Below are 26,926 nucleotides of genomic sequence, written 5' to 3' on the forward strand. Positions count from 1 at the left end.
CCTCAATTTTCTAATTTATCTAAAGCTTTTTTAGCTGCATCTTGTTCTGCTTCTTTTTTACTCTTACCACAGCCTTTACCAAGCACTTCTTCACCATGATATACTTCTACATAAAAATGTTTATCATGATCTGGTCCCTCTTCACCTACTACCTCATAGTGAATTGGTACACTGCTTTCCTTTTGAATACTCTCTTGTAAAAGCGTTTTATAATCTGTATAAAGGTCCTCTAAAGAAGTCATTCCTTCCACTTGTCTAATTAACGTTTTTGTTAAAAAACTTTTTGAAAGATCAAAACTTCCTTCTAGGAATAGGGCACCTGTGATGGCCTCAAATCCATCTGCCAAAATAGAAGCACGCTCTCTACCACCTGTCATCTCTTCGCCTTTACCAAGCAAAATATGCTCACCGAGATGAATGTTTTTAGCCGTCTTAGCTAACGATCCCTCACATACAATGCTAGCGCGTAACTTTGACAAATCTCCTTCTGGCATTTCTGGATGTTTCTTAAATAAATACTCACTAATTACTAAATCTAAAATAGCATCTCCTAGAAATTCTAATCTTTCATTATCCTTTACAGAAATACTTCTATGTTCATTGGCATAAGAACTATGTGTTAATGCTTCTTCTAAAATAAGTGGATTTTTAAATTCATAGCCAATTACTCTTTGCATAGCTTCTACCGCCATAGCTCTAGAAGCTTTATCTATTTTTTTAGCCATTTTTCTTCTCCTTTTTGTCTTTACTCCCCATATTTAACCGCATTTACTATGCCTTAAGCTTAATATAGGAAAAGCCCCGCTAAGCGAGGCTTTTTATTAATCTAATCCTTTTTGTTCTTTGATGTAATCGACAACATCCCCCACAGTAGATACTTTCTCTGCTTCGTCATTTGAAATTTCCATTTCAAACTCTTCTTCAATTGCCATAATCACTTGAAAGACATCTAATGAATCTGCATTTAAATCATCGACAAATGATGTTAATAAAGTAATTTCATCCTCTGAAATGTTAAATTGCTCACTAATAATCTGTCTTACTTTATCAAATACCATGTTTCAACACCTCGTATAAAGATTTATATTTTGATGATATTATATACCTCATTGATAGTCAATATTAATTTGCAGTTTCTGTAAAGTTCATTTTTATCTTTTCAACCAATTGACTCTTAATAAATCCTTCTGTTTGAATAATAGTGCTGTAAACTTCTTCTGCCTTTGAGCTACCATGAGTCTTCACAACGAGCCCATTTACGCCTAAAAAAGGAGCGCCACCTTTTGTCGCATAATCAAATTTTCCTTTGATATTATAGACTCCTTTTTTAAGTAAAAGAGCCGCAACTTTTGTCTTTAGATTTCTAAAGAATTCTATTTTTAACATACCTAAAATCCATTTTGCAAAGCCTTCCATGAACTTTAAGACAACATTTCCCACAAAGCCATCACAAACTAAAATATCTGCTTCGCCTTTTGGAATATCTCTTGCTTCAATATTACCTAAAAAGTTAATACTTTCATCAGCAGAAAGTAACTTATAAGCATCTTTCACAAGTTGATTACCCTTTTCTGCTTCAACTCCAATATTAATAAGTCCTACTTTTGGATTAGGAACTGCCATACACTGTTGCATATATACTGTTCCCATACGTGCAAACTGTGCAAGATAGCTTGGTTTTGCATCAACATTAGCACCACAATCTATAAGAAGAGAACATCCTTTTTGTGTGGGGATAAATGGGGCTAAGGCTGGACGTTCTACGCCCTTAATACGTCCTACAATTAGTGTCGCACCTGTTAAAAGTGCCCCTGTACTTCCCGCACTCATAAATCCATCTACTTGCCCCTCCTTTAAAAGTTTGAGACCAATTACCATAGATGACTTCTTTTTTTGTCTAATTGCTAAAGTCGGTGATTCTTCCATTTCAATCACTTCTTCTGCATCTACAATTTCTATCTTGGATGGTTCATATGTAAATGCAGATAACTTTTCTTTAATGAGTACTTCTGGTCCTACTAGCACTAATGTAGAATCAACTTCCTTGCTTGCTTTTATACAACCTTTAATAATTTCATCTGGTGCATTGTCGCCACCCATTACATCTATTGCTATTTTTGACATATGCATCACCTCTATCTTTCTCTATATTGAAATTAAATATACAAAAAGACAGCTAAAAGCTGTCTTTTTTATAGTATTAATCTACTTTTACTACAACACGGTTTGCATAAGAACCGCAAGCTTTACATACTCTATGTGGCATCATTAATTCACCACATTTTTGACATTTCACTAAGTTAAGTGGAGAAAGTTTCCAATTCGCTTGTCTTTGGTTTCTTCTGGCTTTAGAAGTCTTTCTTTTTGGTACTGCCATTTCTACACCTCCTCTTATTACTACTCTTCACTTTGAGGGTGAAAAATATTCTTCAAACCTTCAAGTCGTGGATCAATTTCTTCTTGCGCACAGTTACAACTGTGTTTATTTAGATTCTGCCCACAAATTTTACAGATGCCTTTACAATTTTCATCATGTACCCAATGCATAGGCAAATTAAGATAAATCGTTTCTGCTACAGCATCTTCTAAATCAATTGTATCAGATATTTGAATAATGTCTTCTTGATCTTCACCTATTGGCTCCGATGAGTACTCTTGGAAGAGCTCTCCTTCAACAAAACAATCAAATTCTTCACTACAGCGATCACATAAACGTTTAACGATCACAGAGACTTGTCCTTCTACAATGTAGCGGCCATCAACTTTTTGCAAAGTTCCCTCTACGTCTGCGTCACAGACTTGTACTTTGTGCACAGGGCTAATACCTTTAAGTGACACCTGCTGCTTTCCTTTGAAAGTTACTTCGGACTTTTTTCTAAGTTCCTGGATATTAAGTTTCATTTTTTCACTCCATTAAGTAACACTTCTGTAATTATACATATTTCACATGTATTTGTCAATCACTTATTTTGTAACTAATCTTACAGCGTCTCTTGCAATCATAAGTTCTTCGTTTGTTGGAATTAAAAGCATTTTGATTTTTGAGCTTTCTTTTGTTAAATCTCTTTCAACACCACGGCATTTATTTTTCTCTGGATCGATTTCTACGCCTAACCATGTAAGCATGTTAGCAATTTCTTCACGCATGATTGCATTGTTTTCACCAAGGCCACCAGCGAAACAAATAGCGTCACATCCGTTCATAATTGCTGCATAAGCACCAATGTATGATACTACTCTGTGTTGGTAAGCATCCATTGTAAATCTACATGCTGAATCTCCTGCAACTACACCGTCTTCGATTTCACGGAAGTCACTTGATAATCCTGATAATGCATCAACACCTGATTTTTTATTTAAGATTGCGTCGATTTCTTTAGCTGATAAACCTTCTTTTTCCATTAAGAATGTTACGATAGCTGGATCGATATCACCTGAACGAGTACCCATGATAAGACCTGCAAGTGGTGTGAATCCCATAGATGTTTCTACTGATTTACCACCATCCACAGCACATACACTTGCACCATTTCCTAAGTGACAAACAATGATTTTTGTTTCTTCTACTGGTTTACCAAGCATTTCAGCAGCTCTTTGAGATACATATTTGTGTGATGTACCGTGGAAACCATATTTACGAACACCATATTTGTTGTAGTATTCTTGTGGAATAGCATACATATAAGCATGTTTTGGCATTGTTTGGTGGAATGCTGTATCAAACACTGCTACCATTGGTACATTTGGCATAAGCTCACGACAAGCATCAATACCAAGTAAGTTAGCTGGATTGTGAAGTGGTGCAAGTTCACAACATTCTTCAATAGCTTTTTCTACTTCTGGTGTAATGATTACTGATTCATTGAATTTTTCTCCACCGTGAACAACGCGGTGACCTACTGCATTAATTTCTTCTGGTTTAACACAAGCTGTTTCACCTTCTGTAAGCATAGAAAGCATTTTTGTTAAAGCTACTTTATGGTCTGGGAAATCAACCATAACTTTAACTGAATCTTGTCCTTCTGTTGTGTGTTTGATGAATGATCCATCAATTCCAATTCTCTCACAAATACCTTTTGCGATTTCAGTTTCTGTCTCCATGTTTAATAATTGATATTTTAATGAAGAACTACCACAGTTTACTACTAATACGTTCATTATATTTTTACACTCCTCTTGATTCTTTGTCTCTTAGTTATTTTGAGCTTGAACAGCTGTAATTGCAACAACACCTACGATGTCTTCTGCACTGCAACCTCTTGATAAATCATTAACTGGTTTTGCAATACCTTGTGTTACTGGACCGTAAGCTTCTGCTTTAGCAAGTCTTTGAACAAGTTTATAACCAATATTACCAGCATCTAAGTCTGGGAAAATAAGTGTGTTAGCTTTTCCAGCTACATCACTTGATGGTGCTTTTGCTGAACCTACAGATGGTACGATTGCAGCATCTAATTGTAATTCACCGTCTACTTTAAGTTCTGGTGCTTCTTCTTTTGCAATACGTGTTGCTTCAACAACTTTATCTACGTCAGCATGTTTTGCACTGCCATATGTAGAATGTGAAAGCATAGCTACGATTGGTTCTTCTCCTACTAATTGTTCAAAGCTTTTCGCTGAACTTTGAGCAATTGCAGCAAGTTCTTCTGATGTTGGGTTTTGGTTAAGTCCTGCATCAGAGAATACGAAGGTACCATTTGCACCGTATTCGCAGTTTGGTACTACCATTACGAAGAATGCCGAAACAAGTTTTGTCCCAGGTGCAGTTTTTAAGATTTGAAGTGAAGGTCTAAGTACATCAGCTGTTGCATGAATAGCACCTGCTACCATACCGTCTGCCATACCTTGTTTAACCATCATTACACCTAAGAATAATTCATCTTTGTGAAGTAATTGACTTGCTTTTTCTGCTGTCATACCTTTTTTCTCACGAAGTTTTACAAGCTCTGCAATGTAAGTATCCATTTCTTCAAATGTAGCGGGATTTACAATTTTAGCACCGCTTAAATCTAATCCTTCAGCTTTATCATTAATAGCTGCTTCATCACCGATTAAGATGACATTTGCAATGCCTTCTGCTAAAACTTGATGAGCTGCTTTAAGTGTTCTGATATCAGATGTTTCTGGTAAAACGATAGTTTTTTTATCGCTTTTTGCTCTTGCTTTAATATTTTCAATAAAAGACATTAAAAAGAACCCCTTTCAATTTATACTTTCAATTCGCCCTCATTTACTATTATATTCAATGTATCTCGTGTATACAAGTCCGAATTGGAATTTTATGCGAATTTATTTTTTCCTCCCTTTATTTTTACCCAATTTTAAGCTAAAATAAGCACGTATTATAAAAAGATTGGAGACTTACAATGCATATTGCAGGTATTGTTGCTGAGTATAATCCATTTCATAATGGACATGCTTATCAAATAAAAACACTAAAAGCCGAAACGAACACAAATTTTGTCATTGCTGTTATGAGCGGAAACTTCTCACAACGTGGTCTTCCTACTATTGCAGACAAATTCGTACGTACAAAAATGGCACTTGCTTCTGGCATCGATATGGTCATTGAACTTCCTGTTCCCTTTGCCTCTGCTAGCGCTGAGCGTTTCTCTGAAGCAGCCGTCTCACTCCTCCATAAATCCGGCATTGTAGATACAATTTGTTTTGGTAGTGAATGTGGTGATATAGATGCCTTAACAAAGGTGGCTGATACACTTCTAGACCCACCAACATTATTTTCTACAAAACTCAAAGAATATTTACGCAGTGGATTGAGCTTTCCTAGAGCGAGAGAGATTGCACTTATAGATACTTTAGAAAATACGCCAGATAGCCTCGGTGTCTATAGTCCTATCATTAATAACCCGAATAACATCTTAGGTATTGAATATATTAAGGCACTGAAGAAATATAATTCACACATTAAACCTTTTACCATAAAAAGGATACAAGCTGGTTATCATGACACTAACGTTACAGGAGAAATATCTTCTGCTACGGCCATTCGTCATCTTGCAACCAAAGAAGATCTTGCAACAATTAAAACTTGTATGCCAACAACTTCCTTTGAGTATTTAGCACCATTTCTTCATTACACATATAGTGAAGAAAAGCTTTACTCCTTTTTAAATTACAAACTTATCATGTCCAGCAAAGAAGATTTATATTCTTTATGGGATATTCCTAAAGAACTGATTCACTCTATCTTAAACTACTTTCCTTCTTGTAGTCATTTAAGTGATTTAATTAACAAAGTCACTTCTAAAACTTATACCAGAGCTACTGTCCAACGTAGTTTACTTCGCATTCTTCTTCACATTACTGAAAAAGATATGCTAACCCTTATGAATTTGGACTGGTCACCTTATATTCGTGTTCTTGGCTGCCGTAAAGAAGCTTTGCCACTTTTAAGCACACTGAGTAAAGCTGCCTCTTGTCCTATTATCACTAACGTAGGTAAAAGTTATAATACACTTAATTCCTCACAAAAATGCCTTTTAGACTATGAATTAAAAGCTACTGCTCTTTATTATAACTTAATTTCTAATAGTGAAAACTATAAGCAAGATTTCACCCAGTCCTTTATTAAACTTTAAGCTATGCACTTTTTAAAATAGCTTATCTCTACTAAGCAAACACAATAAAGCGATTAGCCTTACCTGCTTTTTAGGTAACGCTAATCGCTTTATTTTACTTGCTTATTTTAAACAATACCTTCTTTCATCCTAATACTTTATGCCTTTTTGTTATTATTTATAAGACAAGTTCATATACTATTTTATACTTTATAAGGAGGTTTAATAATGCAATGACACACAAAAAACTTATTTTGATAGGTATTGTACTTATTATCATTACTCTGTTAATTGCCCCTTCACTTTGCATAAGTGCGGCAGCAGAAGGGCTTTTACTATGGTTTAATAAAGTGCTTCCTTCTTTACTTCCTTTTATTATTCTTATTAACTTACTCGTTGGTTTAAATATGCTAGAACCTCTTAGTAAACGCCTCTCCCCTATTACAAGAAGACTCTGGGACTTACCCGGTAGCATAGGCTTTACTTTTCTTATGGGGCTTGTTGCAGGCTATCCTATGGGCGCAAAAATCATTAAACAATTAGTGGCAGAAAAGTCTATTTCGCTTAGTCAAGGTGAAAAAGCGCTTTGCTTTTGCAATAACTGCGGCCCACTCTTTATCATTGGCACTGTAGGTACCATGCTACTAGAAAACACTGCTATTGGCTACTTCTTACTATTTATTCATATCTTATCTGCCACACTACTGAGTTTACTCTTAAGCGGCTATAAAGTCACGGCTTTACCGCCTCAGTCTCATCTAACACGCAGTGCTTCAGACTTTCAATTTGCTCCAGCTTTCACCAAAGCCGTTGAAAATGGTATGGATACTATCGTATGCGTAGGTGGCTATATTATATTTTTCTCTGTTTTAACAAAGATTCTAACGAGTTCTATGGTCTTTGAAGCACTGCTTAACCTACCACCTCTTAAACTTCTACCCAATAACATGGCTCAAGGTATCTTAACTGGTATTTTAGAGTTATCGAATGGTGTAGGTGCACTTTCTAAAAGCTATCTCTCCAATCCTTCTATGTATCCCTTAGCCTTACTCGCTTTTAGCATTAACTTTGGTGGTTTCTGTGTTTATTTCCAAACACTTTATGTACTTGGCGATATTCCTTTTTCTACAAAACCTTATTTACTTTGTAAACTTCTCCAAGCAACTTTAAGTTTCTTACTAACTTGTACACTTTATCCTCTGTTCTCTATGTATACACAAGGAACAAATCTTCAAATTTCATTTACTTGGTTAATCACTACGCTTCTATTTCTTCCTGTAATTTACATCATTATCAAAAACTATACAAATAAGAAAACATCCTTACATGAAGTTGTTTATAAAAATTAATAAACCTATGTTTCATTATTATAGAGAAACCAACTAAAAACTTGAAACATACATGTACGTAAATTGTTTTCTCCCAATGATTTCACATGACTAAAAACTATGAATAACTAAAATTTATAAATGTGAAATCTATATTACTACATAAATAAAGCGACTAACGTCGTATTAGTAACCCAAATTTTGAGTTTAGAGTAGAAAAGTTAAAAATTAAATTTTTCTACTCTAAACAAATGGCAAAAAAAGATGGCAGCTGAGCTACCATCTTTTTTCTATACTATAAATATAATTACTTATAAATCTAATTATTTACGTAATTTATCAAGTTCTTCTAAAAGTGCACCATTAAGAACTTTAATGTAAGTTCCTTTCATACCTAATGATCTTGATTCAATTACACCAGCACTTTCAAATTTACGAAGTGCATTAACGATTACTGAACGTGTGATACCTACTTTATCAGCAATTTTACTTGCAATTAATAAACCTTCGCTACCATCTAATTTTTCAAAGATATGGAAAATAGCTTCAAGTTCTGAATAAGATAATGTTGCAATAGCAGATTTAACGATTGCAATACGACGTTCTTCTTCATCACTTTCTTCTTTTAATGAGCCTAAAATTTCTACTGCTACGATAGTTGCACCATATTCAGCTAAAATAAGGTCTTCTGTTGTAAAGTTACCTGCGCTCTTTTCTTTGTAAAGTAAGAATGTACCTAACCTTTGACCAGCTGCAATGATTGGAATGATACATGTTGTGTAGTTTGCACTATTTGGTACTTCAGCAAAGATTGTATCTAAAGAAACATTTTCTTTAATATCCATAATTGCTAAAAATTCATCGTTTACTGAGTATTCGATATAATTATCTTCATTTGCAAAGTTGTGAGGAATTGAGCTATTTACACCTAAAACTTTGCTTTTTGTACTTACAACAACAGCATTAGCTTTTACAACATCGCTGATTACTTCACAGATATCAGCAAAGATTACACGGTCTGAGCCAAATCTTTGTAATAATCTATTTACTTTTCGCATTTTGAGTAATAATTCTTGAGACATAATATGTCCTCCTTAAATAATTTTGTTAAGTTAGTTTGTACTTTTATAATCTAAAGGTTTTATATACTTTAGTATGTTCTAAAAATTTAAAAATATACACTTTATCATTTAAAAAGACAAAGTTGCGATACAACTTTGTCTTGTACAAACAAATCTTAACATGATTTGACAAAAAACTCAATATATAATTGTAAACATTAATGCCTAAAAATTTTAACAAATTGTAAACTATCGCTTATTTTGTTTGCCGTAGTTACACTTTGAATTGCGACAAACTACTTTTTTATTCTTGCTACTGCCTTTTTCAACAAGAGCGTCGCCACATACTGGACACTTTTCTCCTGTAGGTTTGTCCCAAGACATGAATTCACAACTATCTCCGTTGTGTTCACATCCATAATATGTTCTTCCTTTTTTTGTCTTTTTAAGAAGGACTTTGCCTCCACACTGCGGACAATTAACACCAATTTCTTCATACCAAGCCTTTGTACCATTGCATTCTGGGAAATTAGGGCATCCTAAGAATTTACCATATTTACCATAACGTACAATCATATGCGCCCCACATTTCTCACAGGGGATATCTGTCGTTTCTGTAAGGTCAATATTTTCAATCTCGTTTTCTGCCACTTCAAGACAATGTTTAAAATTAGGGTAGAAAGATTTAATAATCTCTTTCCATTCCACATTACCTGCTGCAATCTCATCTAAGATTCTTTCCATATTAGCTGTAAATTCTACATCTACAATTTCATCAAAGTACTGTAACATAATTTGATTTACAACTTCTCCAAGTTCAGTAATGTAAAGATTCTTATTTTCTTTAACAATATATCCTCTTGCAAGAAGTGTTGTAAGTGTCGGTGCATAGGTACTTGGTCTACCCACGCCATTTTCTTCTAATGCTTTAACTAAAGTTGCTTCTGAGAAATGTGCTGGTGCTTGTGTAAAATGTTGACTTGGAATAATACTCGCCATCTCAAGCATTTCACCTTTTGCCACATCAAATGCTGTTGCCTTTTTAGCTTTTTCTTCACCTAAATTATATACCTTTGTAAAGCCATCAAAAAGCTGATTTGAATAGGATGCTCTAAATTGATATGCCCCATTTTTAATTTTCATACTATATGTTTCATATTGTGCTGGTGCCATTTGACTTGCTACAAATCTATTCCAAATCATATTATAAAGTTTATATTGATCTCTTGATAAGTATTCTTTAATCTCTTGTGGTTCATACTCCATATAAGTCGGTCTAATTGCCTCATGGGCATCTTGGATATTGGCTTTTTTAGCTTTACCTTGTACTGCTTTTACTTCACCTAAATATTTTTCACCATATTTAGTTTTAATATATTCAGTTGCTTCTTCTTTAGCTTTATCTGCAATACGTACAGAGTCTGTACGTATATAAGTTACAATCCCCACTTCTTTCTTGCCAACTTTTATACCTTCATAAAGTTGTTGTGCAATATTCATTGTTTTTTGTGTGGAAAAGCCAAGATGTTTTGCAGCTTCTTGTTGTAGTGTACTTGTAGTAAATGGAAGTACTGTATTTTTAACACGTGTTCCCTTTTTAGTTTCCACTACTTCAAACTGTCCTGTTTCACACTCTTTGATAATTCTCCTTGCCTCTTCTTCATTTCTAATCTCTACTTTAACATCATCTTTGCTATCAAGACGTGCTTCAAAAGCTTTACTCTTACCGTGTCGTAAATTCACTTCGATAGTCCAGTATTCTTCTTCTACGAACTCTTTAATCTGCTTATCACGATCACTTATTAAGCGTAATGTTACAGATTGTACACGTCCAGCACTTAATCCTTTACGAATTTTCTTCCAAAGAATCGGACTTATCTTGTATCCCACAAGACGATCAAGTACACGTCTTGCTTGTTGAGCATCTACTAAATCCATATTAATATCTCTTGGATGTTTAATCGCTTCTTTTACAGCTTGTTCCGTAATTTCATTAAATGTAATACGACATACTTTTTTATCTTGTAATTTAAGTGAGTGATATAAATGCCACGAAATAGCTTCCCCTTCTCTATCGGGGTCAGTTGCAAGATAAACACATTTAGCGTTTTTTACATCTTTGCGCATTTTTTGTAGTAACTCACCCTTACCGCGAATCGTAATATATTTAGGTTCATAATTATTCTCTGTATCGATACCTAATTGACTTTTAGGTAAATCCCTTACATGTCCAATAGATGCTTCCACCTTATAATTTTTGCCTAAAAATCGACTTATTGTATTAACTTTAGCTGCTGATTCCACGATCACTAAATTATCAGCCATATTTACCTCCTCATTAAGAACGTACATATCTTTCCCCTGGTAATTTTTTTATATATCCCTTCAGCTCTAATTGAGTTAAATCTCTATAAATAGCTTCATAGGAAAGCTTGGTACTTGTTAGTAATTCATTTAAAAAAATAGGATTCCAACTTACATAAGCATATACCATCCTTTCTTCTTGTGCAAGTTGATTATTGGGATTTTTTGAAGTATTTTTACTTGAAGGCTGTAAAGCAGCTTGTATTTCCAACGGAAGTTCCTCTAAAATATCCCTTACACAGGTTACACATTTAGCACCATTCTTAATTAATTCGTTGGTTCCAAGACTCATACGACGCCCCAAATCCCCAGGTATTGCAAACACATCTCTATTATATTCTAAAGCCAAGGTAGCTGTGATTAATGAACCACTTCTATAATCTGCCTCACTCACTAATACACCTAAAGACAATCCACTAATAAGGCGATTACGTTTTGGAAATTGATAAGGCCGTGCTGGCGTATTTAAAGGATATTCTGATATAATTGCACCCTCTTCAGGGATACGGCAATATAAATTGCGATTACATGCTGGATAACATACATCTACGCCCGTTCCAAGTACGGCTATAGTCTTTCCACTTCTTAGAGCCCCTTCATGTGCAGCACCATCTATTCCTTTAGCCATACCACTAACTACAGTAATGCCATATGCAGCTAATTCCTCTGCAATCCTAACTGTCATCCCATAACCATATTCCAAACAATCCCTTGCCCCCACTATAGCAAACGTAGGGGTATTTAAAATATTTATCTCACCTTTTACATACAATACAAGTGGTGCATCAGGAATCCTTTTCAATAATTTAGGATACATCTCATCTTCTAAGCTAATTAACGTAACACCTTGTTTTTCACACCGCTCATATTCTGCTTTGGCTACATCCAAATAAGGCTTAGCTGCCTTAATTTTTTCTACAATCTGCATTGCAATACCAGGATAACTATTCATTTTATAAATAGCTTCAGGTGTTTTAAATCTTTCTAATAAACCTAATTTTATTGTTTCACTTAACTTTACTTGATGTAACCATAGATAATATATCTTTTGCATTTCTACACCTCATTTTATGGAATTTATAAACTCTTTATACATAATTGTTTATTTCTTCTCAGAAATGACCATACTTCAACAAAATAAATTTATTTAATAGAAAGGATAGCCCAATGTTCTGTAAATTAAACAGTTATTCTTTAAATGGTATAGACGCCATTCCCATTGAGGTTGAAATTGATATTAACGATGGTCTACCTGGGTTTGATATTGTAGGCCTACCTGATAGTTCTGTAAAAGAGGCTAGAGAACGTGTTAGAAGTGCCATCAAAAATAGCGGTTTTAAATTTCCAATTCGCCGCATTACAGTCAATCTAGCCCCTGCAGATATTAAAAAAGAAGGTAGTCTCTATGATCTGCCTATTGCTTTAGGTATTTTATGTTGCTCAGGCGAACTCCCTTTAGAATCATTACGTCAAACACTCTTCATAGGTGAACTTGCTCTAGACGGTTCTCTTCGTAGTGTACGTGGACTTTTACCCCTTTTATGTACACTTCCTTCTACAGAACATACAACCTGTGTTATTCCTACTAGTAATGCAAGAGAAGCTAGTCTTATACAGGGGATTAACATACGTTTAGCCCATAATCTATCTGAAGTCATTGCTTTTATCCATCACCAAAGCTACCTTACTCAATGCGCGCCTACAACTTCTCCTCCTGCCCCTCCCAAAATCCTAGATTTTGCTGATGTAAAAGGCCAAGAGTCTGTTAAACGCGGACTTATCATTTGCGCTTCCGGTTTTCATAACGCCTTATTAATGGGACCTCCTGGTTCCGGAAAAACAATGCTAGCTAAACGTCTTATTTCTATATTACCACCTCTGACAGAATCAGAATGCATCGACCTTACTAAACTTTATAGTTTAGCAGATAAATTACCTAATCATACTATTATGCATACGCGTCCTTTTAGAGCTCCTCATCACACTATCACAACCTTAGGCCTTGCTGGCGGCGGACATCATCCTAAACCTGGTGAAATTAGTTTAGCCCATTTAGGTGTTCTTTTTTTAGATGAACTTTTAGAGTTTAATCGCCATACCTTAGAAGTTCTAAGGCAACCATTAGAAGAGCATCAAATCACTTTATCACGTGCTAATATCACCTTAACTTATCCTGCTGACTTTTTACTCATTGCTTCTACAAACCCTTGCCCTTGTGGTTACTATCCTAACACACAAAAATGTAGCTGTTCTTTAAATAGTGTCAAAAAATATATGTCCAAACTTTCAGGACCACTTTTAGACCGCATCGACCTTCAACTAGAAACCAAATCACCCACATTAACTGATTTAAACTCAGTAAATTCACTTTCCTCAGAAGAAATGTATGCACAAGTTCAAAAGGCTATCAACTATCAAAAAGAACGTTTTTCTGGTACTTCTCTACACTACAACAGTCAAATTCCCACATGTGATTTAAAAAAATACTGCCAACTGACTAAAGAAGCTAAAACAATGTTAGATAAGTGGTTTACAACTTCTTCTTCTAGCGTTCGTTCCTATGATAAGATTTTACGTATTGCACGTACTATTGCCGACTTAAGTGACAGCATCACTATAGATACTATTCATATAGCCGAAGCTATTCAATACCGCTTGCTAGACCACAACTTGTGGCACTAATAAAAAATAAAAGACGCCTCACTAAAAGTGAAAACGTCTTTTATTTTTTACATTTTTTTATATTCTCTAATTCTATAATAAACTCATCAATAGAAGTAAATTGTTTATATACAGAAGCAAAACGAATGTAAGATACTTCATCTAGTGCTTTAAGTCGCTGCATTGTAATCTCACCTAATGTTGTAGAAGAAATTTCTTTTGTTTCTAAACTACTAATATAATTTTCAATACCATCTACAAGTTCTTCTATTTGCTCTAAACTAATACTTCGTTTATTACATGATCTTAAAATTCCTTTAAATAACTTTTCGCGTTCAAAAGGCTCCCTTGTCATATTACGTTTGATTACTATAATAGGAATGGTTTCTATCTTCTCATATGTAGTAAATCGCTTATCACACTTTTCACATTGCCTTCTTCTTCGAATCATTTCATTTTCATTGACGGGTCTAGAGTTTAGTACCTTGGAAGTACCATATCCGCAGTAAGGGCATTTCATTCACCATATCCTCCTAGCTTTTATTATCCATAAGCGTACCATATTTTTCAGATAAAAGTCAATACCTATAAAAGGTACAATGCATTTCATCGTACCCTTTATAGATTAATTGAATATGGATAAGCTTCACCTTTCACGTCATAATATTATATATACTTTTTCATATGCTTTAATGCTGTTTTTTCTAATCTTGAAACTTGCGCTTGTGAAATACCTATTTCATTTGCTACTTCCATTTGCGTTTTACCTGCAAAAAATCTTAGCATTAATATTTGTTTTTCTCTTTCATTAATGCGTTTCATCGCCTCTTTTAAAGCAATATTTTCAAGCCAAATATCATCTTGACTCTTTTCATCACTTACTTGATCCATAATATAAAGTGTATCACTTTCATCATGATAAACTGGTTCATACAAAGAAATCGGATCTTGAATTGCATCTAATGCAAATACAACATCCTCTTTCTTAACACCTAGCTCATCTGCAATTTCTTGAATAGTTGGTTCCTTGGCATTTTTTCGTGTAAGCTGCTCTTTTGCTTGTAAAGCTTTGTATGCTGTGTCTCTTAACGAACGACTTACGCGAATGGCATTGTTGTCCCTTAAGTACCTTCTAATTTCTCCTATAATCATAGGAACTGCATAAGTAGAAAACCTTACATTTTGTGTAACATCAAAGTTATCTATTGCTTTAATAAGTCCTATACACCCTACTTGAAACAAGTCATCTACATGTTCCCCTCGATTATTAAAGCGCTGAATAACACTTAGAACAAGTCTTAAATTCCCCCTTATATAAGCTTCTCTCGCTGCATTATCGCCTTGTTCAATTAATTTAAACAATATTTCTTTTTGTTCATTTGTTAAAATGGGAAGCTTTGCTGTATTTACCCCGCATATTTCTACCTTATTTATAGCCATATCTCTTGCCTCCTAGCATACTATTCCAGCATAAGTTAAGTCTATAAATAAGCTTCTCCATAATCTAATTATTTATTCAGGATATCAGCTCATTCTATTAATTTCCTTTTTTAATCTTAGTATTATTTTTTTCTCAAGTCGAGATATATAAGACTGTGAAATACCTAAAAGATCTGCTACTTCTTTTTGTGTTTTTTCCTTACCTTGCGTTGTAAATCCAAAACGTAGTTCTACAATTTCACGCTCTCTATCTGTTAGTTTTAATAACGCTTGTTTTAAAAGCTTCTTATCCACTTCTTCTTCAATATTACGATAAATAATATCAGGCTCTGTTCCTAGTATATCTGATAATAATAATTCATTACCATCCCAGTCTACATTTAATGGCTCATCAATTGACACTTCTGTTTTTAACTTATTTGTACGTCGTAAAAACATTAAAATTTCATTTTCAATACATCTAGATGCATAGGTGGCAAGTTTTATTTTTTTGCTTGGATTAAATGTATTGATAGATTTAATAAGTCCTATTGTTCCTATAGAAATCAAATCTTCCATATGAATACCTGTATTCTCAAACTTTCTTGCAATATATACAACCAGTCTTAAATTACGTTCAATAAGAATTGTTTTTATTTCCTTAAGTGCTGCCTCATCTCCCTCAGACGCAGCCATCTTTGCAATAAGTTCTTCTTCTTCTTCTCTTGTAAGTGGTGGTGGTAGGACTTCACTTCCACCAATATAATCAATTGCTTGTGCTCTTTTTCTTATGTAACGATATCTAAAATGGCGGCTTATTTTTTTTAAGTAACCAATCCACTTTTTAATCATAACTTATTCCCCCTCACTCACGATAAAGTCCGGATGAATTAATGCTTTATATGTTCTATCACTGCACAAGTTTCCAAAAGCAATGCCAATAATACATTTTGGAATTTGCTTTTCAAATCCACCTTTATGAAGCACTATGCATTCACTCATCACGCCCCATAGTAATCCATTTTCACAGCCCATGCTGTGAAAGGGAATAATATACCTAGGACCTTTATCCAATTCCATCATCTTTTCTACATCATTATGGCAACTTTCAATTGCTTTACACTCTTCATCCTCTAGTATCTTCTTAATTGCATCATATGTCACAACCAGAACCGGTTGATGACCAATTGGTGTATATAACATATTTCCTGTATCTAAAAGAGCTGGTACCCTTTCCATCCTTCCATCATAATGTATCTCTAAATCGTATTCAAAATGAGGCATGACCAATCGTTTTCTAATTGCATAAAATGAAAAATATACTATAAAACCCACACCTATACCTATTAGAAATATAAATTCTAACGTTGGTTTATAGCCCGGTACATAATATTGAAGTTGATACCATAAGGTAAAGCTTGCACCACCAATTAATGCCGCAACTCCTGTACTTAACAAATAGTACTTTGCAAAATCTTTAAGACGTACAGGATGATATAAATACAAAATAGGAATGACAGGTACAAGTAAAGTATATACGCTATACGGTAAACGCTGTAATACTGGATAAATAAGTAGCATACAATATAACAAAGCCGCAATTATGCCACCTATAAGAAGCTTCTTTAAGTGTAATGGCTTATTAAGTATCATGGTTGTAATTATAAATATTATAATGTCCATCACAAAATTAATTAAAAATAATATATCCATATAAAGAACATACACCTTGTCACCTCTTCCTTTCCCTTGCCATTCTTATTGTATCTAATTTTGCTTACAAATTTTGTAAAAATAATGGATGGCATAAAAAAAAAGATACGACATCATCGTATCTTTTTTTTCTTATTAGCGATTTCTTCTTAAAAACTGTGGTATTTCCACTTGAATTTCTTTAATAGGTGTAAACCTTTCCTCTTCAGCTGGCTGCATAGCTGGTCTAGAAGGTGCAGCTTGTGTTTGTCTTGGTGCTTCTTCTTTTACAGCTTGTACTGGTTTAAATGTATTTAAGCTTACATCTTGATTTTGGAAATCTGTTGCAATAACTGTAATAATGATTTCTTCACCTAAGTCTTCATTAATAGATGTACCGAAGATAATTTCAGCATCTGGGTCAACTGCTTCTCTAATAAGTCCCATACCCACATTTGCTTCCATAAGTCCTAATGTTTCACCACCACACATGTTAACAAGTACACAACGTGCCCCATTAATACTTGTATCAAGAAGTGGACTGCTGATTGCATACTTAACAGCTTCTTCTGCACGGTTTTCACCTGTTGCACGTCCAATACCCATGTGTGCAACACCTTTATTATTCATAATTGTTCTAACATCGGCAAAGTCAAGGTTGATGATACCAGGATTAGAAATAAGGTCTGTAATACCTTGTACACCTTGTTGGAGAACATCATCTGCCTTACTGAATGCATCTACCATTGTTGTTTTTTTATCAATAACTTGTAAAATCTTATCATTTGGAATCACAACAAGTGTATCTACATTTTGTTTTAATTCATTAATACCTTTTTCAGCATTTAACATACGTTTTCTACCTTCAAAACTAAAAGGTTTTGTAACAACGCCTACTGTTAAAATGCCTTGTTCCTTTGCTATACTTGCAATAACAGGAGCAGCACCTGTTCCTGTTCCACCGCCCATACCAGCAGTAATAAATAGCATATCAGCACCTTTAATCGCTTGCAGAATTTCTTCACGGCTTTCCTCTGCTGATTTTGTTCCAATTTCAGGATTAGCGCCTGCGCCTAATCCACGAGTCATTTTTTCACCAATTTGAATTTTACTTGGCGCACCTGAACGTGCAAGTGCTTGGTGGTCTGTATTAACAGTAATAAACTCTACCCCGTCTAATCCTTTTTCAATCATTCGATCTACAGCGTTATTACCCCCACCGCCTACACCGATAACTTTTATTTGTGCGCCTTGTAATTCATTTTCCCATATTTCGAGCAAAGTAGACTCCCCCTTCATCTGAAGTATATTTATTTATTGTGTATTTTTCTATGTAATGGGCCTAAGCGACGCTTGTCCACTTTTTACCACCTGAGATAAATCTAGTATACCCATGTCGTATGTTTCATGCGTTGCAATGAGCCATTGAAGCTTTTTGTCAAAATCTCCTATCTCACCCATTATAACATCTAAATTATCAACATACAAGTGAATTTCTTCAAGGTTATAAACATCTATTTCTTTTACCTTATCCACATACTCATATTCCTTTAAGACATTAATCATATCTCTTACTGCAAGAAATGCATCGTCATTTTGAATACCTAACATTTCTCCTATTTTAAACTCTGAAAAACTCAAACCATCTACAACTGGTATGGCCACACTCAAATTACTAGTTTGTTCTATAACTTGTCCTTGCTCATTTAAGCATAAATAGCTTCCCGAAAATGGTACATACATAAATGGTGCGTTCTCTACTAAATCAATAGTAACATTTCCTGGAAAATGATAGGTAATATTTACCTCTTGTATATATGGCAGTGCAAGTAATCCTTTCTTAGCCTTATTAAAAGATAAGTCTAATAAATTTCCGCCTTCAAGTCCTGATACATTTATAACTTCTTCCTTTGAATAATAGCCATTATTAACTACTGTAATCTTTTGTATTTTCCAAACAGGCAATGATAATAGGGCTATTAAAATAAGCCCTATTATCATACCAATATATATTTTCTTCTTTGGTTTTTTTATATTATATTTGTTCAAATATAACTACTTCCTCTCCTACTTGTACGTTACATCTGCCCCTAATATACTTAGGTCCCTTACAATATCTTCATAACCTCGTTGTATATGGTGGGCATTTTTAACAACCGTTGTTCCTTCTGCTATAAGACCTGCAAGCACCAATGCTGCTCCACCTCTTAAGTCTGTGGCGTCAACTTCTGTACCTTTTAAATAAGGCGTTGGATGAATCGTCGCGATTTGTGTTTCCTCATTTACGATAATATGTGCTCCTAATTTACGAAGCTCATTCGCGGCCTTAAATCTGGATTCAAATATATTTTCTTTTACATGACTTATGCCATTGCACGTTGTAAGCAGTGTTACAAATTGTGACTGCATATCTGTTGGAAATCCCGGGTACACCTCTGTTTTTAATACTATACCCTTTAGAGGTTTGGCGACTGTAAGAATTACTTTATTCTTTTCTTCTCTTACATTACAACCAATTGCCCTTAATTTATTAATTGTAGCACCTAAATGTCTATTGTACACATCATTTAAAACTACATTTCCTCTCGTAATTGCACCTGCTACTAAATAGGTACCTGCTACAATACGATCCGGAATCACACGATAATTTGTACCATTTAATGCTTCTACGCCGTGAATAATAATTTGTTTTGTTCCTGCACCTGATATTTTAGCACCACATGCATTTAAAAAGTTTTGTAAATCAACAATTTCCGGTTCTCGTGCAGCATTATCAATAGTCGTTGTTCCCTTTGCGCATGCTCCAGCTAACATAATATTCTCTGTTGCACCTACACTTGGTAACGTTAGATTAATATGAGCGCCTTGAAGGTTTAAAGTCTTGCAATGAATAAAGTCTTCCTGCTGCGATATATCTACCTGCATCTTACGTAATGCGTCTAAGTGGAGGTCAATAGGTCTTTTACCTAATTGACACCCACCTGGCATACCAATCTTAGCCTCTTTACAGCGACCTAGAATGGCACCTAATAATATAATAGATGAGCGCATTTGATTTACTAAATCTGCAGGTACGTCACAACTGTCTAAAGTACTTGTATCAATCATTAATACTTTTTCATCCCACATTATCTTACAACCCAACTGTTTAAGTATCTTTATCATTAATTCAACATCTGAAATCCTAGGACAGTTATATAGATAAGTTGTACTTCTACAAAGTAAAGTTGCAGCAATAATAGGAAGAATTGCATTCTTGCTGCCAGCAATATGCAATTCACCTTCTAGACGCCTACCTCCTTGGATAACAATTTCACTCATTTAAGAGCACCTCCTAAAATAGGTAAGCTTCTATACAACCAATTTATGCCAGAAACTGCAAAAAGGTACCACATTTATTTTTTTACTTTTTGAATGTTTGCTGATTTAGAAACATTAAGAAGTATACCTAACGTCGCTAAAAGTACTGCTACTGCTGTACCACCATAGCTTACAAGTGAAAGTTGCATCCCTGTTGTAGGAATTGTATTTGTATTAACTGCAATATTTATGATAACCTGTATAGCTACCATCGTTGATATACCCGCCGCTACCAACGAACCAAAGTAATCAGGCGACCGCATGGCCACAATGAGTCCCCTTATAATTAATATTGCATAGCCTAAAATCAATACTAATGCACCAACAAGTCCTAATTCTTCACATATAACAGCAAAAATAATATCATTATAAGGTTCTGGCAAGAAGCTTTGCTTTTGTACTGAATTACCAAGCCCTTTACCAAATAACCCCCCTGAACCTACTGCATATAAAGCCTGTATAGGCTGATATCCAGAATCACGAGGATCAATCCAAGGATCTAGCCAAACTTGAATACGCTCTAGTCTATAGGCAGGTAATACCTTTTTCAAAATAAAGTTTGATGGGTCTTGACCTTCTGGTGTAGACATAGCCAGTGAATAGGCTCCAAATACCGCACCAAATCCCAAAATCACCATAAATATGTATATCTTTACCTTTGGCATTGAAATAAAGCACATAATAAATCCAATACCGCCAATAACAATAGCTGAACTTAAGTTCTCAAGCATAACAATACCTGCTGGTATTAAAAATATAAGCCATGCACCAATTCGATATTTAAGCTGATTAAATTTCTTTCGATTTCTTACTATATAAGAGGCCAACATGACAATAACCGCCACTTTTGCTATTTCTGAAGGTTGGAACTGAATAGACCCTATGGCAATCCATCTTTTTGCACCATTAACCTCTTTTCCAACAAACATTACAAGTATAGAAAGGCAAATACTTACTATATATAATCCCCAAGAAATAGCTTTCATAGAAAATAAATGATAATCAAATTTATAAGTAAGCCATAACATCGCTATAATACCTACCGAACCGATTGCAAGTTGCTTAAGTGCTAAACTAGCTGGTGCCTTCCCATTATTAACACAATAATAGAAACTTGCACTATAAACCATAACAACCCCAAAGGCAAAAATAAGTAAAATAACTGCCATCATAATATAATCAGGTGTACCTAATGTTTTCTTCTTTTTCTTCTGTACTTGGTTTGATGATTGTTCTACTGCCATTTATTTCACCCTTCCAAATTACGTACAATTTCCTTAAAGATTTCTCCTCTTTGTTCGTAGCTCTCAAACATATCCCAACTTGCACAAGCTGGTGATAATAAAATACAATCTCCTTCATGACTTTCTACATAAGCATTTTTTATAGCTGCTTCAAAAGTATCAAAAGTTGCTACATTATAATATCCTGCCTCGGCACATTCTTTTACGATCTGTGCTTTGGTTTCACCAATAATATAAACCTTTTCTACAAGGCCTTCAAATAAAGCAATCCAATCTTTAAAGCTAATTTGCTTATCCATTCCCCCTGCAATAAGACGAATAGGTTTCTTAAGGACACTAAGCCCTACAAGTCCTGCTCTTGCAGCATCTGTATTTGTTGCTTTTGAATCATTGAAGAAGTCCACACCACCTTTACTCATAACAAACTCTGTACGATGTTCTACCCCCTTAAAATTTACAAGGACATCACGAATGATAGACGTAGGTACACCAAATGCTGTTGTCATTGCAATAGCTGCTAAAGCATTTTCAATGTTATGTGTGCCTTTGATGATTAATTCTTCACTGCTACATACTGTAACTTCCTGCCCATTAATATTTTCTACAAGCATGTTATCTTTTAAGTAAGCACCACATGTCGGCACTTCATTTACAGAAAAAGCAATTTCTTTACATGGAAGAAGTTTCTTAGCTTCCTCATAATATTCATCTCTTGTATTTAAAATACAATACTCATCAGCTGTTTGATTTTTAAAGATGTTATATTTACACTGACAATAGTTTTCCATTGTATGGTGTCTATTCAAATGGTCTGGTGTGATATTTAAAACACTACTTACTTTTGGATGGAAAGTTTCTGCTGTTTCAAGTTGGAAACTGCTTACCTCTGCTACAACAATTCCTTCTGCTGGAATATGCTCTACTTCTTCACTAAAAGCACGCCCAATATTACCTACTACAAATGTTTGTGGATTATAGGCTTTCATAATTTCTCCAACAAGGGTTGTTGTCGTTGTTTTTCCATTAGTTCCTGTAATAGCTACAATAGGTGCCTTGCAGAATGTAGAAGCAAATTCAAACTCTCCAGTTACCTTTTTGCCTTCTGCATATGCCGCTTTAATAAGGTCAATCTCAAGTGAAATACCTGGACTTGTAATGAAAAGATCATAGTCTTTTACATTAACATCTTCCCCTAAAATATAGTGAATACCTTCTGCTTTAAGTGCTTCAATCTGAGCTTTTGCTTTATCATCCCATTTTTCATATGGCTTTCCATCATAAATATAAACGTCAGCCTTATGAGCATGTGCAAGCTTTGCAGCACCAATTCCACTACGTGCATTCCCTATAACTAATACTTTCTTCCCTTCCATACTCATGTTTTTCCTCCCTCGCTTTCTTGCGATTTTATCTTGCGATTAATCCAACTAGACACATAATAGCTGTTACAATGCTAAATACTGCAACAACTTTTGTCTCTGGCCAACCACCTAGTTCAAAATGATGATGAATAGGTGCCATTCTAAATAATCTTTTCTTTGTTTTCTTGAAATAAACTACTTGTAAAATAACAGATACATTCTCAATCACATAAATAAGACCAACAATTAAAATGAATAGTGGCATTTTCATCACAAATGCTGTTGCAATAACAAAGCCACCAAGTGCCAGTGAACCTGTATCTCCCATAAAAACTTTTGCTGGATAAGTGTTAAAAAGTAAGAAGCCTAATAAACTTCCTACTGCTGCTCCTGCAATAGGAAAAGCCCCACTACCTATACCTAAGGCAATTGCTGCGAAATATGTTGCCACTAGTACAGTTACACTAGATGCAAGCCCATCTAGCCCATCTGTTAAGTTAACAGCATTAACTACAGCTAATACTGCAAACACTAAAAATGGCCAGTATAAAATTCCCATATTCCATACTTTTCCGCCTGTAAATGGAATAATAATCTCTGTATTGAGCCCCAAATATGTCTTTAATAAATAGGCAAAAGCAACTGTTACAATGAGTTGACCTACAATCTTTTGCATTGGTGTCAGTCCTAATGAACGTTTCTTAACAACTTTAATATAATCATCTAGGAACCCAATAATTCCAAAGCCTACTGTTACAAGTAAAATAAGCTGAACTTCTCTGTTTCCCTTCATAAAGAATAAACTTGTAATGATCATACTTGCTAAAATAATAACACCACCCATTGTTGGTGTTCCTGCTTTTTTTAAATGACTATTTGGTCCATCTGATCTTACATTTTGTCCAAACTTTAATCTATGGAGCATTGGAATCACAAACGGACTAAGTAATATACTTAAAAAGAATGCAATTAAAACTGCATAAAGTGCTTTATTTTCCATCTGATTTCACCTTTCCTAATCCTTCTAGCATTTCTTCGAAATGCATACCTCTAGAAGCTTTGAATAATATGGTGTCCTCAGCTTGTAAAAACTGATCCTTGTTTTGCATCCAAGCTTCTTTTGTTTCATAGTAGATAACTGTGATATTACCTACTTTTTTAGCACCTTCATAAATATGTCGTGCTAGTGGTCCTACTGCACATAAAAGATCAATGCCTAACTGAGCTGCCGCTTCTCCTACACTTTCATGAAGTACCTGTGCAAATTCCCCTTGTTCTAACATATCTCCTAAAACAGCTACTTTTCTGCCTTTACTATCAAAGTCCTTTAAAACCTTTAAAGCTGCTTTCATAGACTCTGGACTTGCATTATAAGTATCGTCAATTAAAGTCATGTTATTCATGCCTTTTGTAATATGCATTCGCATTTTTGTTGGTGCATAAGTCTGAAGACCACGTTTAATCTCTTCTTCTGTAAGACCACAATTTTCTGCCACTGCAATGCCTGCAAGTACATTGTAAATCATATGTTCACCAAGGGCCTTAATTTCAATTTCATAACTAGCAGAAGGTGTAGTAATATGTGCTCTTGTATACTCTCCTTCGCTCACAATATGTTCTGCTTTATAAGGTTTATCCGCTGTAAAGCCATAGAAAACAACGTCTACCTTTTGAGGAGAGAGCTTACCTAATAAATCATTATCACCACAAACAATCAATTTACCATCTTCAGTCATACCATCTAATATTTCAAGTTTAGCCTTTAAAATGCCTTCACGACTTCCTAAATTTTCAATATGAGAAGTCCCAATGTTTGTAATAACACCCATTGTTGGAGATGCTGCATAGCTTAGATTATGAATTTCACCAAAATGATTCATTCCCATTTCTATAACTGCAACTTCATGTTCAGCTCTTAATTTAAAAAGTGTCAATGGCACACCAATTTCATTGTTATAATTTCCTTCTGTTTTGTGTACCTTATAATGTCCACTTAAAATAGCAGCTATAATTTCTTTTGTGCTTGTTTTTCCCACACTTCCAGTAATCCCAATCACAGGAATATTAAACTTTTTACGATAAAAATGTCCGAGGTCTAAAAGTGCTTTACCTGTATCCTGAACTAAAATTGTACAAAGACGAGGGTCTACCACTTCTTCATTCATTGTAAGTGTTGCAATACTTCCTTTATCATAAACATCTTTAATAAAAACATGCCCATCAAAGTTTTCCCCCTTAAGAGGTACAAATAAACTAGCTTTTGTAATCGCTCTAGAGTCTGTTACAATATCATTTATTTGTTTTTCCCCTTTTAGTGTGTCTGGATTTAAGCACTTTCCATTAACTGCTTGTAAAATATCTTCTAAACAGAGTTTCATTAAACTTCCCCCTGTAAATAAGCCGCTACTATTTCTGAATCATCAAAGTGAATAATACGGTCTTTTAAGATTTGATAATTTTCATGCCCTTTACCTGCAATTAAAATGACATCATCTTTTTGCGCCTTCTTTAATGCAGTTAAAATAGCTTCTTTACGATCTTCAATTTTTACGTAAGGTACGCCATGATCTTTAACACCAGCTTCTACTTCATCTAAAATTAGAAGTGGATTTTCAGTTCTTGGATTATCTGATGTAATAAGCACCTCATCTGAGTACTTCGCTGCAATACTTCCCATAATCGGACGTTTTGTCTTATCTCTGTCGCCACCGCAACCAAATACAGTAATAACTCTGCCTTTTACAAATTCTTTGATTGTTTCAAGTACATTTTCAAGTCCATCTGGTGTATGGGCATAATCAACAAGTACGCTGTAACCGTGTGTTGATTTAAAAGCTTGCACACGACCTGGTACACCTTTTACCGTTTTTAATGTTTTAATAATATGTGCCATTGGAATATTTAAGTTTGCTGCTGCCGCAATAATAGCAAGTGTATTATATACTGTAAATTTACCTGGAATAGGTACTTCAACTTGGAATGTCCCTTGTGGGCATGTTAAAGTATATTCAACACCCGCTGCATGTATGTGGATATTTGTTGCATGATAGTCTGCTTCATGCTCAATACCATAAGTTAAGAGCTTACAAGTCGCACCTTCACAAATAAGATCTACATAATCCGCATCTTTGTTGATAATACCAACTTTACATTTTTTAAATAACTTTGCTTTTGCTTTTGCATAGTTTTCCATTGTGTGATGAAAATCTAAGTGATCTTGTGTTAGATTAGTAAAAATACCAATTTCAAAATTTGAACCATCTACACGGTTTAATTCTAGTGCATGAGATGAAACTTCCATTAAGGCACAGTCTACATCACTTTCCACCATTTTTTGGAATAATGCTTGTAAATCTACTGACTCAGGTGTTGTACGCTCTGCTTTAAGAATGCAATCCCCAATACGGTTTTCAATCGTTCCAATAATACCAATTTTTTTATTGTATGCTTCTAGTATTTGACCAAGTAGGAATGTAATACTTGTTTTTCCGTTTGTTCCTGTTACACCGACAAGTTCAAACTTCTCTGAAGGATTGTGATATGCATTATTCGCAATTTGCGCCATAGCGCTTCTTGTATTTACTGTTTTAAGGATTGTAATTCCTTCTACATGAGGGACAACATCCTTTTGTACAAGTATTGCTTTTGCGCCATTCTCAATGGCTGTGTCAATAAATGCATGCCCATCTGTTTTAAATCCTTCTATTGCAATAAACAATCCACTCTTTGTTTTGATGCGTGAGTCATAAATAATATGGTCAATTTCTTGTTCCATGTTACCTTGTACGCATTCAAAGCTGATTCCATTCATTAGCTCTTTTAGTTTCATGTTAAGCCTCCTTATTTAAATATCTTAGT

The 26,926-nt window shown here is 34.6% G+C and carries 25 protein-coding genes; 3 read left to right on the forward strand and 22 right to left on the reverse strand.

The features are described from left to right. Positions 1–2: 2 nt before the first annotated feature. The 7 genes from rnc to pta all read right to left on the reverse strand — a co-directional run bounded on the left by rnc (position 3) and on the right by pta (position 5,187). On the reverse strand, positions 3–725 hold the full coding sequence (gene rnc / locus AC1VAQ_RS02310) for a ribonuclease III (protein WP_302596182.1): 723 nt from the start codon (positions 723–725) through the stop codon (positions 3–5). A 96-nt stretch (positions 726–821) separates the two neighbouring features. Continuing rightward, a complete protein-coding gene (gene acpP, locus AC1VAQ_RS02315) occupies positions 822–1,058 on the reverse strand; it encodes an acyl carrier protein (protein ID WP_302596180.1) in 237 nt (78 codons plus the stop codon). A gap of 64 nt (positions 1,059–1,122) precedes the next feature. Continuing rightward, positions 1,123–2,124 carry a phosphate acyltransferase PlsX gene (plsX, locus tag AC1VAQ_RS02320; protein ID WP_302596179.1) on the reverse strand — a complete coding sequence of 334 codons (1,002 nt, stop codon included), beginning with the start codon at positions 2,122–2,124 and terminating at the stop codon, positions 1,123–1,125. Between the two features lie 76 nt (positions 2,125–2,200). After that, positions 2,201–2,377 (reverse strand): 50S ribosomal protein L32, encoded by a 177-nt coding sequence (gene rpmF / locus AC1VAQ_RS02325; protein ID WP_054740556.1) that lies wholly within the window; start codon positions 2,375–2,377, stop codon positions 2,201–2,203. A 20-nt stretch (positions 2,378–2,397) separates the two neighbouring features. Beyond that, on the reverse strand, positions 2,398–2,901 hold the full coding sequence (locus AC1VAQ_RS02330; protein ID WP_302596177.1) for a YceD family protein: 504 nt from the start codon (positions 2,899–2,901) through the stop codon (positions 2,398–2,400). Positions 2,902–2,964: 63 nt separating this feature from the next. Then, on the reverse strand, positions 2,965–4,158 hold the full coding sequence (locus tag AC1VAQ_RS02335) for an acetate/propionate family kinase (RefSeq protein WP_302596176.1): 1,194 nt from the start codon (positions 4,156–4,158) through the stop codon (positions 2,965–2,967). Positions 4,159–4,191: 33 nt separating this feature from the next. Beyond that, the gene (gene pta, locus AC1VAQ_RS02340; RefSeq protein WP_302596175.1) at positions 4,192–5,187 is read right to left on the reverse strand and encodes a phosphate acetyltransferase; all 996 of its coding nucleotides are present in this window, start codon (positions 5,185–5,187) and stop codon (positions 4,192–4,194) included. Between the two features lie 179 nt (positions 5,188–5,366). On the opposite strand from pta, the gene AC1VAQ_RS02345 reads away from it, so the two are divergent. Both AC1VAQ_RS02345 and AC1VAQ_RS02350 read left to right on the forward strand, forming a co-directional pair. After that, positions 5,367–6,599 carry a nucleotidyltransferase gene (locus AC1VAQ_RS02345; protein ID WP_302596174.1) on the forward strand — a complete coding sequence of 411 codons (1,233 nt, stop codon included), beginning with the start codon at positions 5,367–5,369 and terminating at the stop codon, positions 6,597–6,599. Positions 6,600–6,811: 212 nt separating this feature from the next. After that, positions 6,812–7,927, forward strand: a complete 1,116-nt coding sequence (locus AC1VAQ_RS02350; RefSeq protein WP_302596173.1) for a hypothetical protein — start codon at positions 6,812–6,814, stop codon at positions 7,925–7,927. A 302-nt stretch (positions 7,928–8,229) separates the two neighbouring features. Here the strand turns inward: AC1VAQ_RS02350 and codY are convergent, their stop codons facing one another. The 3 genes from codY to dprA all read right to left on the reverse strand — a co-directional run bounded on the left by codY (position 8,230) and on the right by dprA (position 12,385). Next, entirely contained in the window at positions 8,230–8,988 is a 759-nt protein-coding gene (gene codY / locus AC1VAQ_RS02355) for a GTP-sensing pleiotropic transcriptional regulator CodY (protein ID WP_302596172.1), read from the reverse strand. 228 nt (positions 8,989–9,216) lie between these two features. Then, positions 9,217–11,292, reverse strand: a complete 2,076-nt coding sequence (topA, locus tag AC1VAQ_RS02360) for a type I DNA topoisomerase (RefSeq protein WP_302596170.1) — start codon at positions 11,290–11,292, stop codon at positions 9,217–9,219. Between the two features lie 13 nt (positions 11,293–11,305). Further along, positions 11,306–12,385, reverse strand: coding sequence for a DNA-processing protein DprA (gene dprA, locus AC1VAQ_RS02365; RefSeq protein ID WP_302596169.1), 1,080 nt, complete (start codon positions 12,383–12,385; stop codon positions 11,306–11,308). Between the two features lie 113 nt (positions 12,386–12,498). Here dprA and AC1VAQ_RS02370 point away from each other — a divergent pair, with 113 nt between their 5' ends. Then, a complete protein-coding gene (locus tag AC1VAQ_RS02370) occupies positions 12,499–14,013 on the forward strand; it encodes a YifB family Mg chelatase-like AAA ATPase (RefSeq protein WP_302596168.1) in 1,515 nt (504 codons plus the stop codon). 40 nt (positions 14,014–14,053) lie between these two features. Here AC1VAQ_RS02370 and nrdR read toward each other — a convergent pair whose 3' ends face one another. The 12 genes from nrdR to AC1VAQ_RS02430 form a co-directional block, all read right to left on the reverse strand. Continuing rightward, positions 14,054–14,512 (reverse strand): transcriptional regulator NrdR, encoded by a 459-nt coding sequence (gene nrdR, locus AC1VAQ_RS02375; protein ID WP_302596167.1) that lies wholly within the window; start codon positions 14,510–14,512, stop codon positions 14,054–14,056. A gap of 146 nt (positions 14,513–14,658) precedes the next feature. Beyond that, positions 14,659–15,432 (reverse strand): RNA polymerase sporulation sigma factor SigG, encoded by a 774-nt coding sequence (sigG, locus tag AC1VAQ_RS02380; RefSeq protein ID WP_302596166.1) that lies wholly within the window; start codon positions 15,430–15,432, stop codon positions 14,659–14,661. An 84-nt stretch (positions 15,433–15,516) separates the two neighbouring features. Then, positions 15,517–16,263 carry an RNA polymerase sporulation sigma factor SigE gene (gene sigE / locus AC1VAQ_RS02385; RefSeq protein WP_302596165.1) on the reverse strand — a complete coding sequence of 249 codons (747 nt, stop codon included), beginning with the start codon at positions 16,261–16,263 and terminating at the stop codon, positions 15,517–15,519. 3 nt (positions 16,264–16,266) lie between these two features. Continuing rightward, on the reverse strand, positions 16,267–17,124 hold the full coding sequence (locus tag AC1VAQ_RS02390; protein ID WP_302596164.1) for a sigma-E processing peptidase SpoIIGA: 858 nt from the start codon (positions 17,122–17,124) through the stop codon (positions 16,267–16,269). 135 nt (positions 17,125–17,259) lie between these two features. Then, on the reverse strand, positions 17,260–18,384 hold the full coding sequence (gene ftsZ, locus AC1VAQ_RS02395) for a cell division protein FtsZ (RefSeq protein ID WP_303243829.1): 1,125 nt from the start codon (positions 18,382–18,384) through the stop codon (positions 17,260–17,262). 48 nt (positions 18,385–18,432) lie between these two features. Beyond that, entirely contained in the window at positions 18,433–19,152 is a 720-nt protein-coding gene (locus tag AC1VAQ_RS02400) for a cell division protein FtsQ/DivIB (RefSeq protein WP_302596162.1), read from the reverse strand. 18 nt (positions 19,153–19,170) lie between these two features. After that, on the reverse strand, positions 19,171–20,424 hold the full coding sequence (gene murA, locus AC1VAQ_RS02405) for a UDP-N-acetylglucosamine 1-carboxyvinyltransferase (protein ID WP_302596161.1): 1,254 nt from the start codon (positions 20,422–20,424) through the stop codon (positions 19,171–19,173). Between the two features lie 74 nt (positions 20,425–20,498). Further along, a complete protein-coding gene (locus tag AC1VAQ_RS02410; RefSeq protein ID WP_302596158.1) occupies positions 20,499–21,707 on the reverse strand; it encodes an FtsW/RodA/SpoVE family cell cycle protein in 1,209 nt (402 codons plus the stop codon). A 5-nt stretch (positions 21,708–21,712) separates the two neighbouring features. Further along, a complete protein-coding gene (gene murD / locus AC1VAQ_RS02415) occupies positions 21,713–23,086 on the reverse strand; it encodes a UDP-N-acetylmuramoyl-L-alanine--D-glutamate ligase (protein ID WP_302596155.1) in 1,374 nt (457 codons plus the stop codon). Positions 23,087–23,114: 28 nt separating this feature from the next. Then, the gene (gene mraY / locus AC1VAQ_RS02420) at positions 23,115–24,068 is read right to left on the reverse strand and encodes a phospho-N-acetylmuramoyl-pentapeptide-transferase (RefSeq protein ID WP_302596153.1); all 954 of its coding nucleotides are present in this window, start codon (positions 24,066–24,068) and stop codon (positions 23,115–23,117) included. After that, on the reverse strand, positions 24,058–25,446 hold the full coding sequence (locus AC1VAQ_RS02425) for a UDP-N-acetylmuramoyl-tripeptide--D-alanyl-D-alanine ligase (protein WP_302596151.1): 1,389 nt from the start codon (positions 25,444–25,446) through the stop codon (positions 24,058–24,060). Before AC1VAQ_RS02425 ends, mraY begins: the two co-directional genes overlap by 11 nt. Next, the gene (locus AC1VAQ_RS02430; RefSeq protein WP_302596149.1) at positions 25,446–26,897 is read right to left on the reverse strand and encodes a UDP-N-acetylmuramoyl-L-alanyl-D-glutamate--2,6-diaminopimelate ligase; all 1,452 of its coding nucleotides are present in this window, start codon (positions 26,895–26,897) and stop codon (positions 25,446–25,448) included. Before AC1VAQ_RS02430 ends, AC1VAQ_RS02425 begins: the two co-directional genes overlap by 1 nt. Positions 26,898–26,926 lie beyond the last annotated feature (29 nt).

The organism is Cellulosilyticum sp. (genome assembly GCF_982396655.1).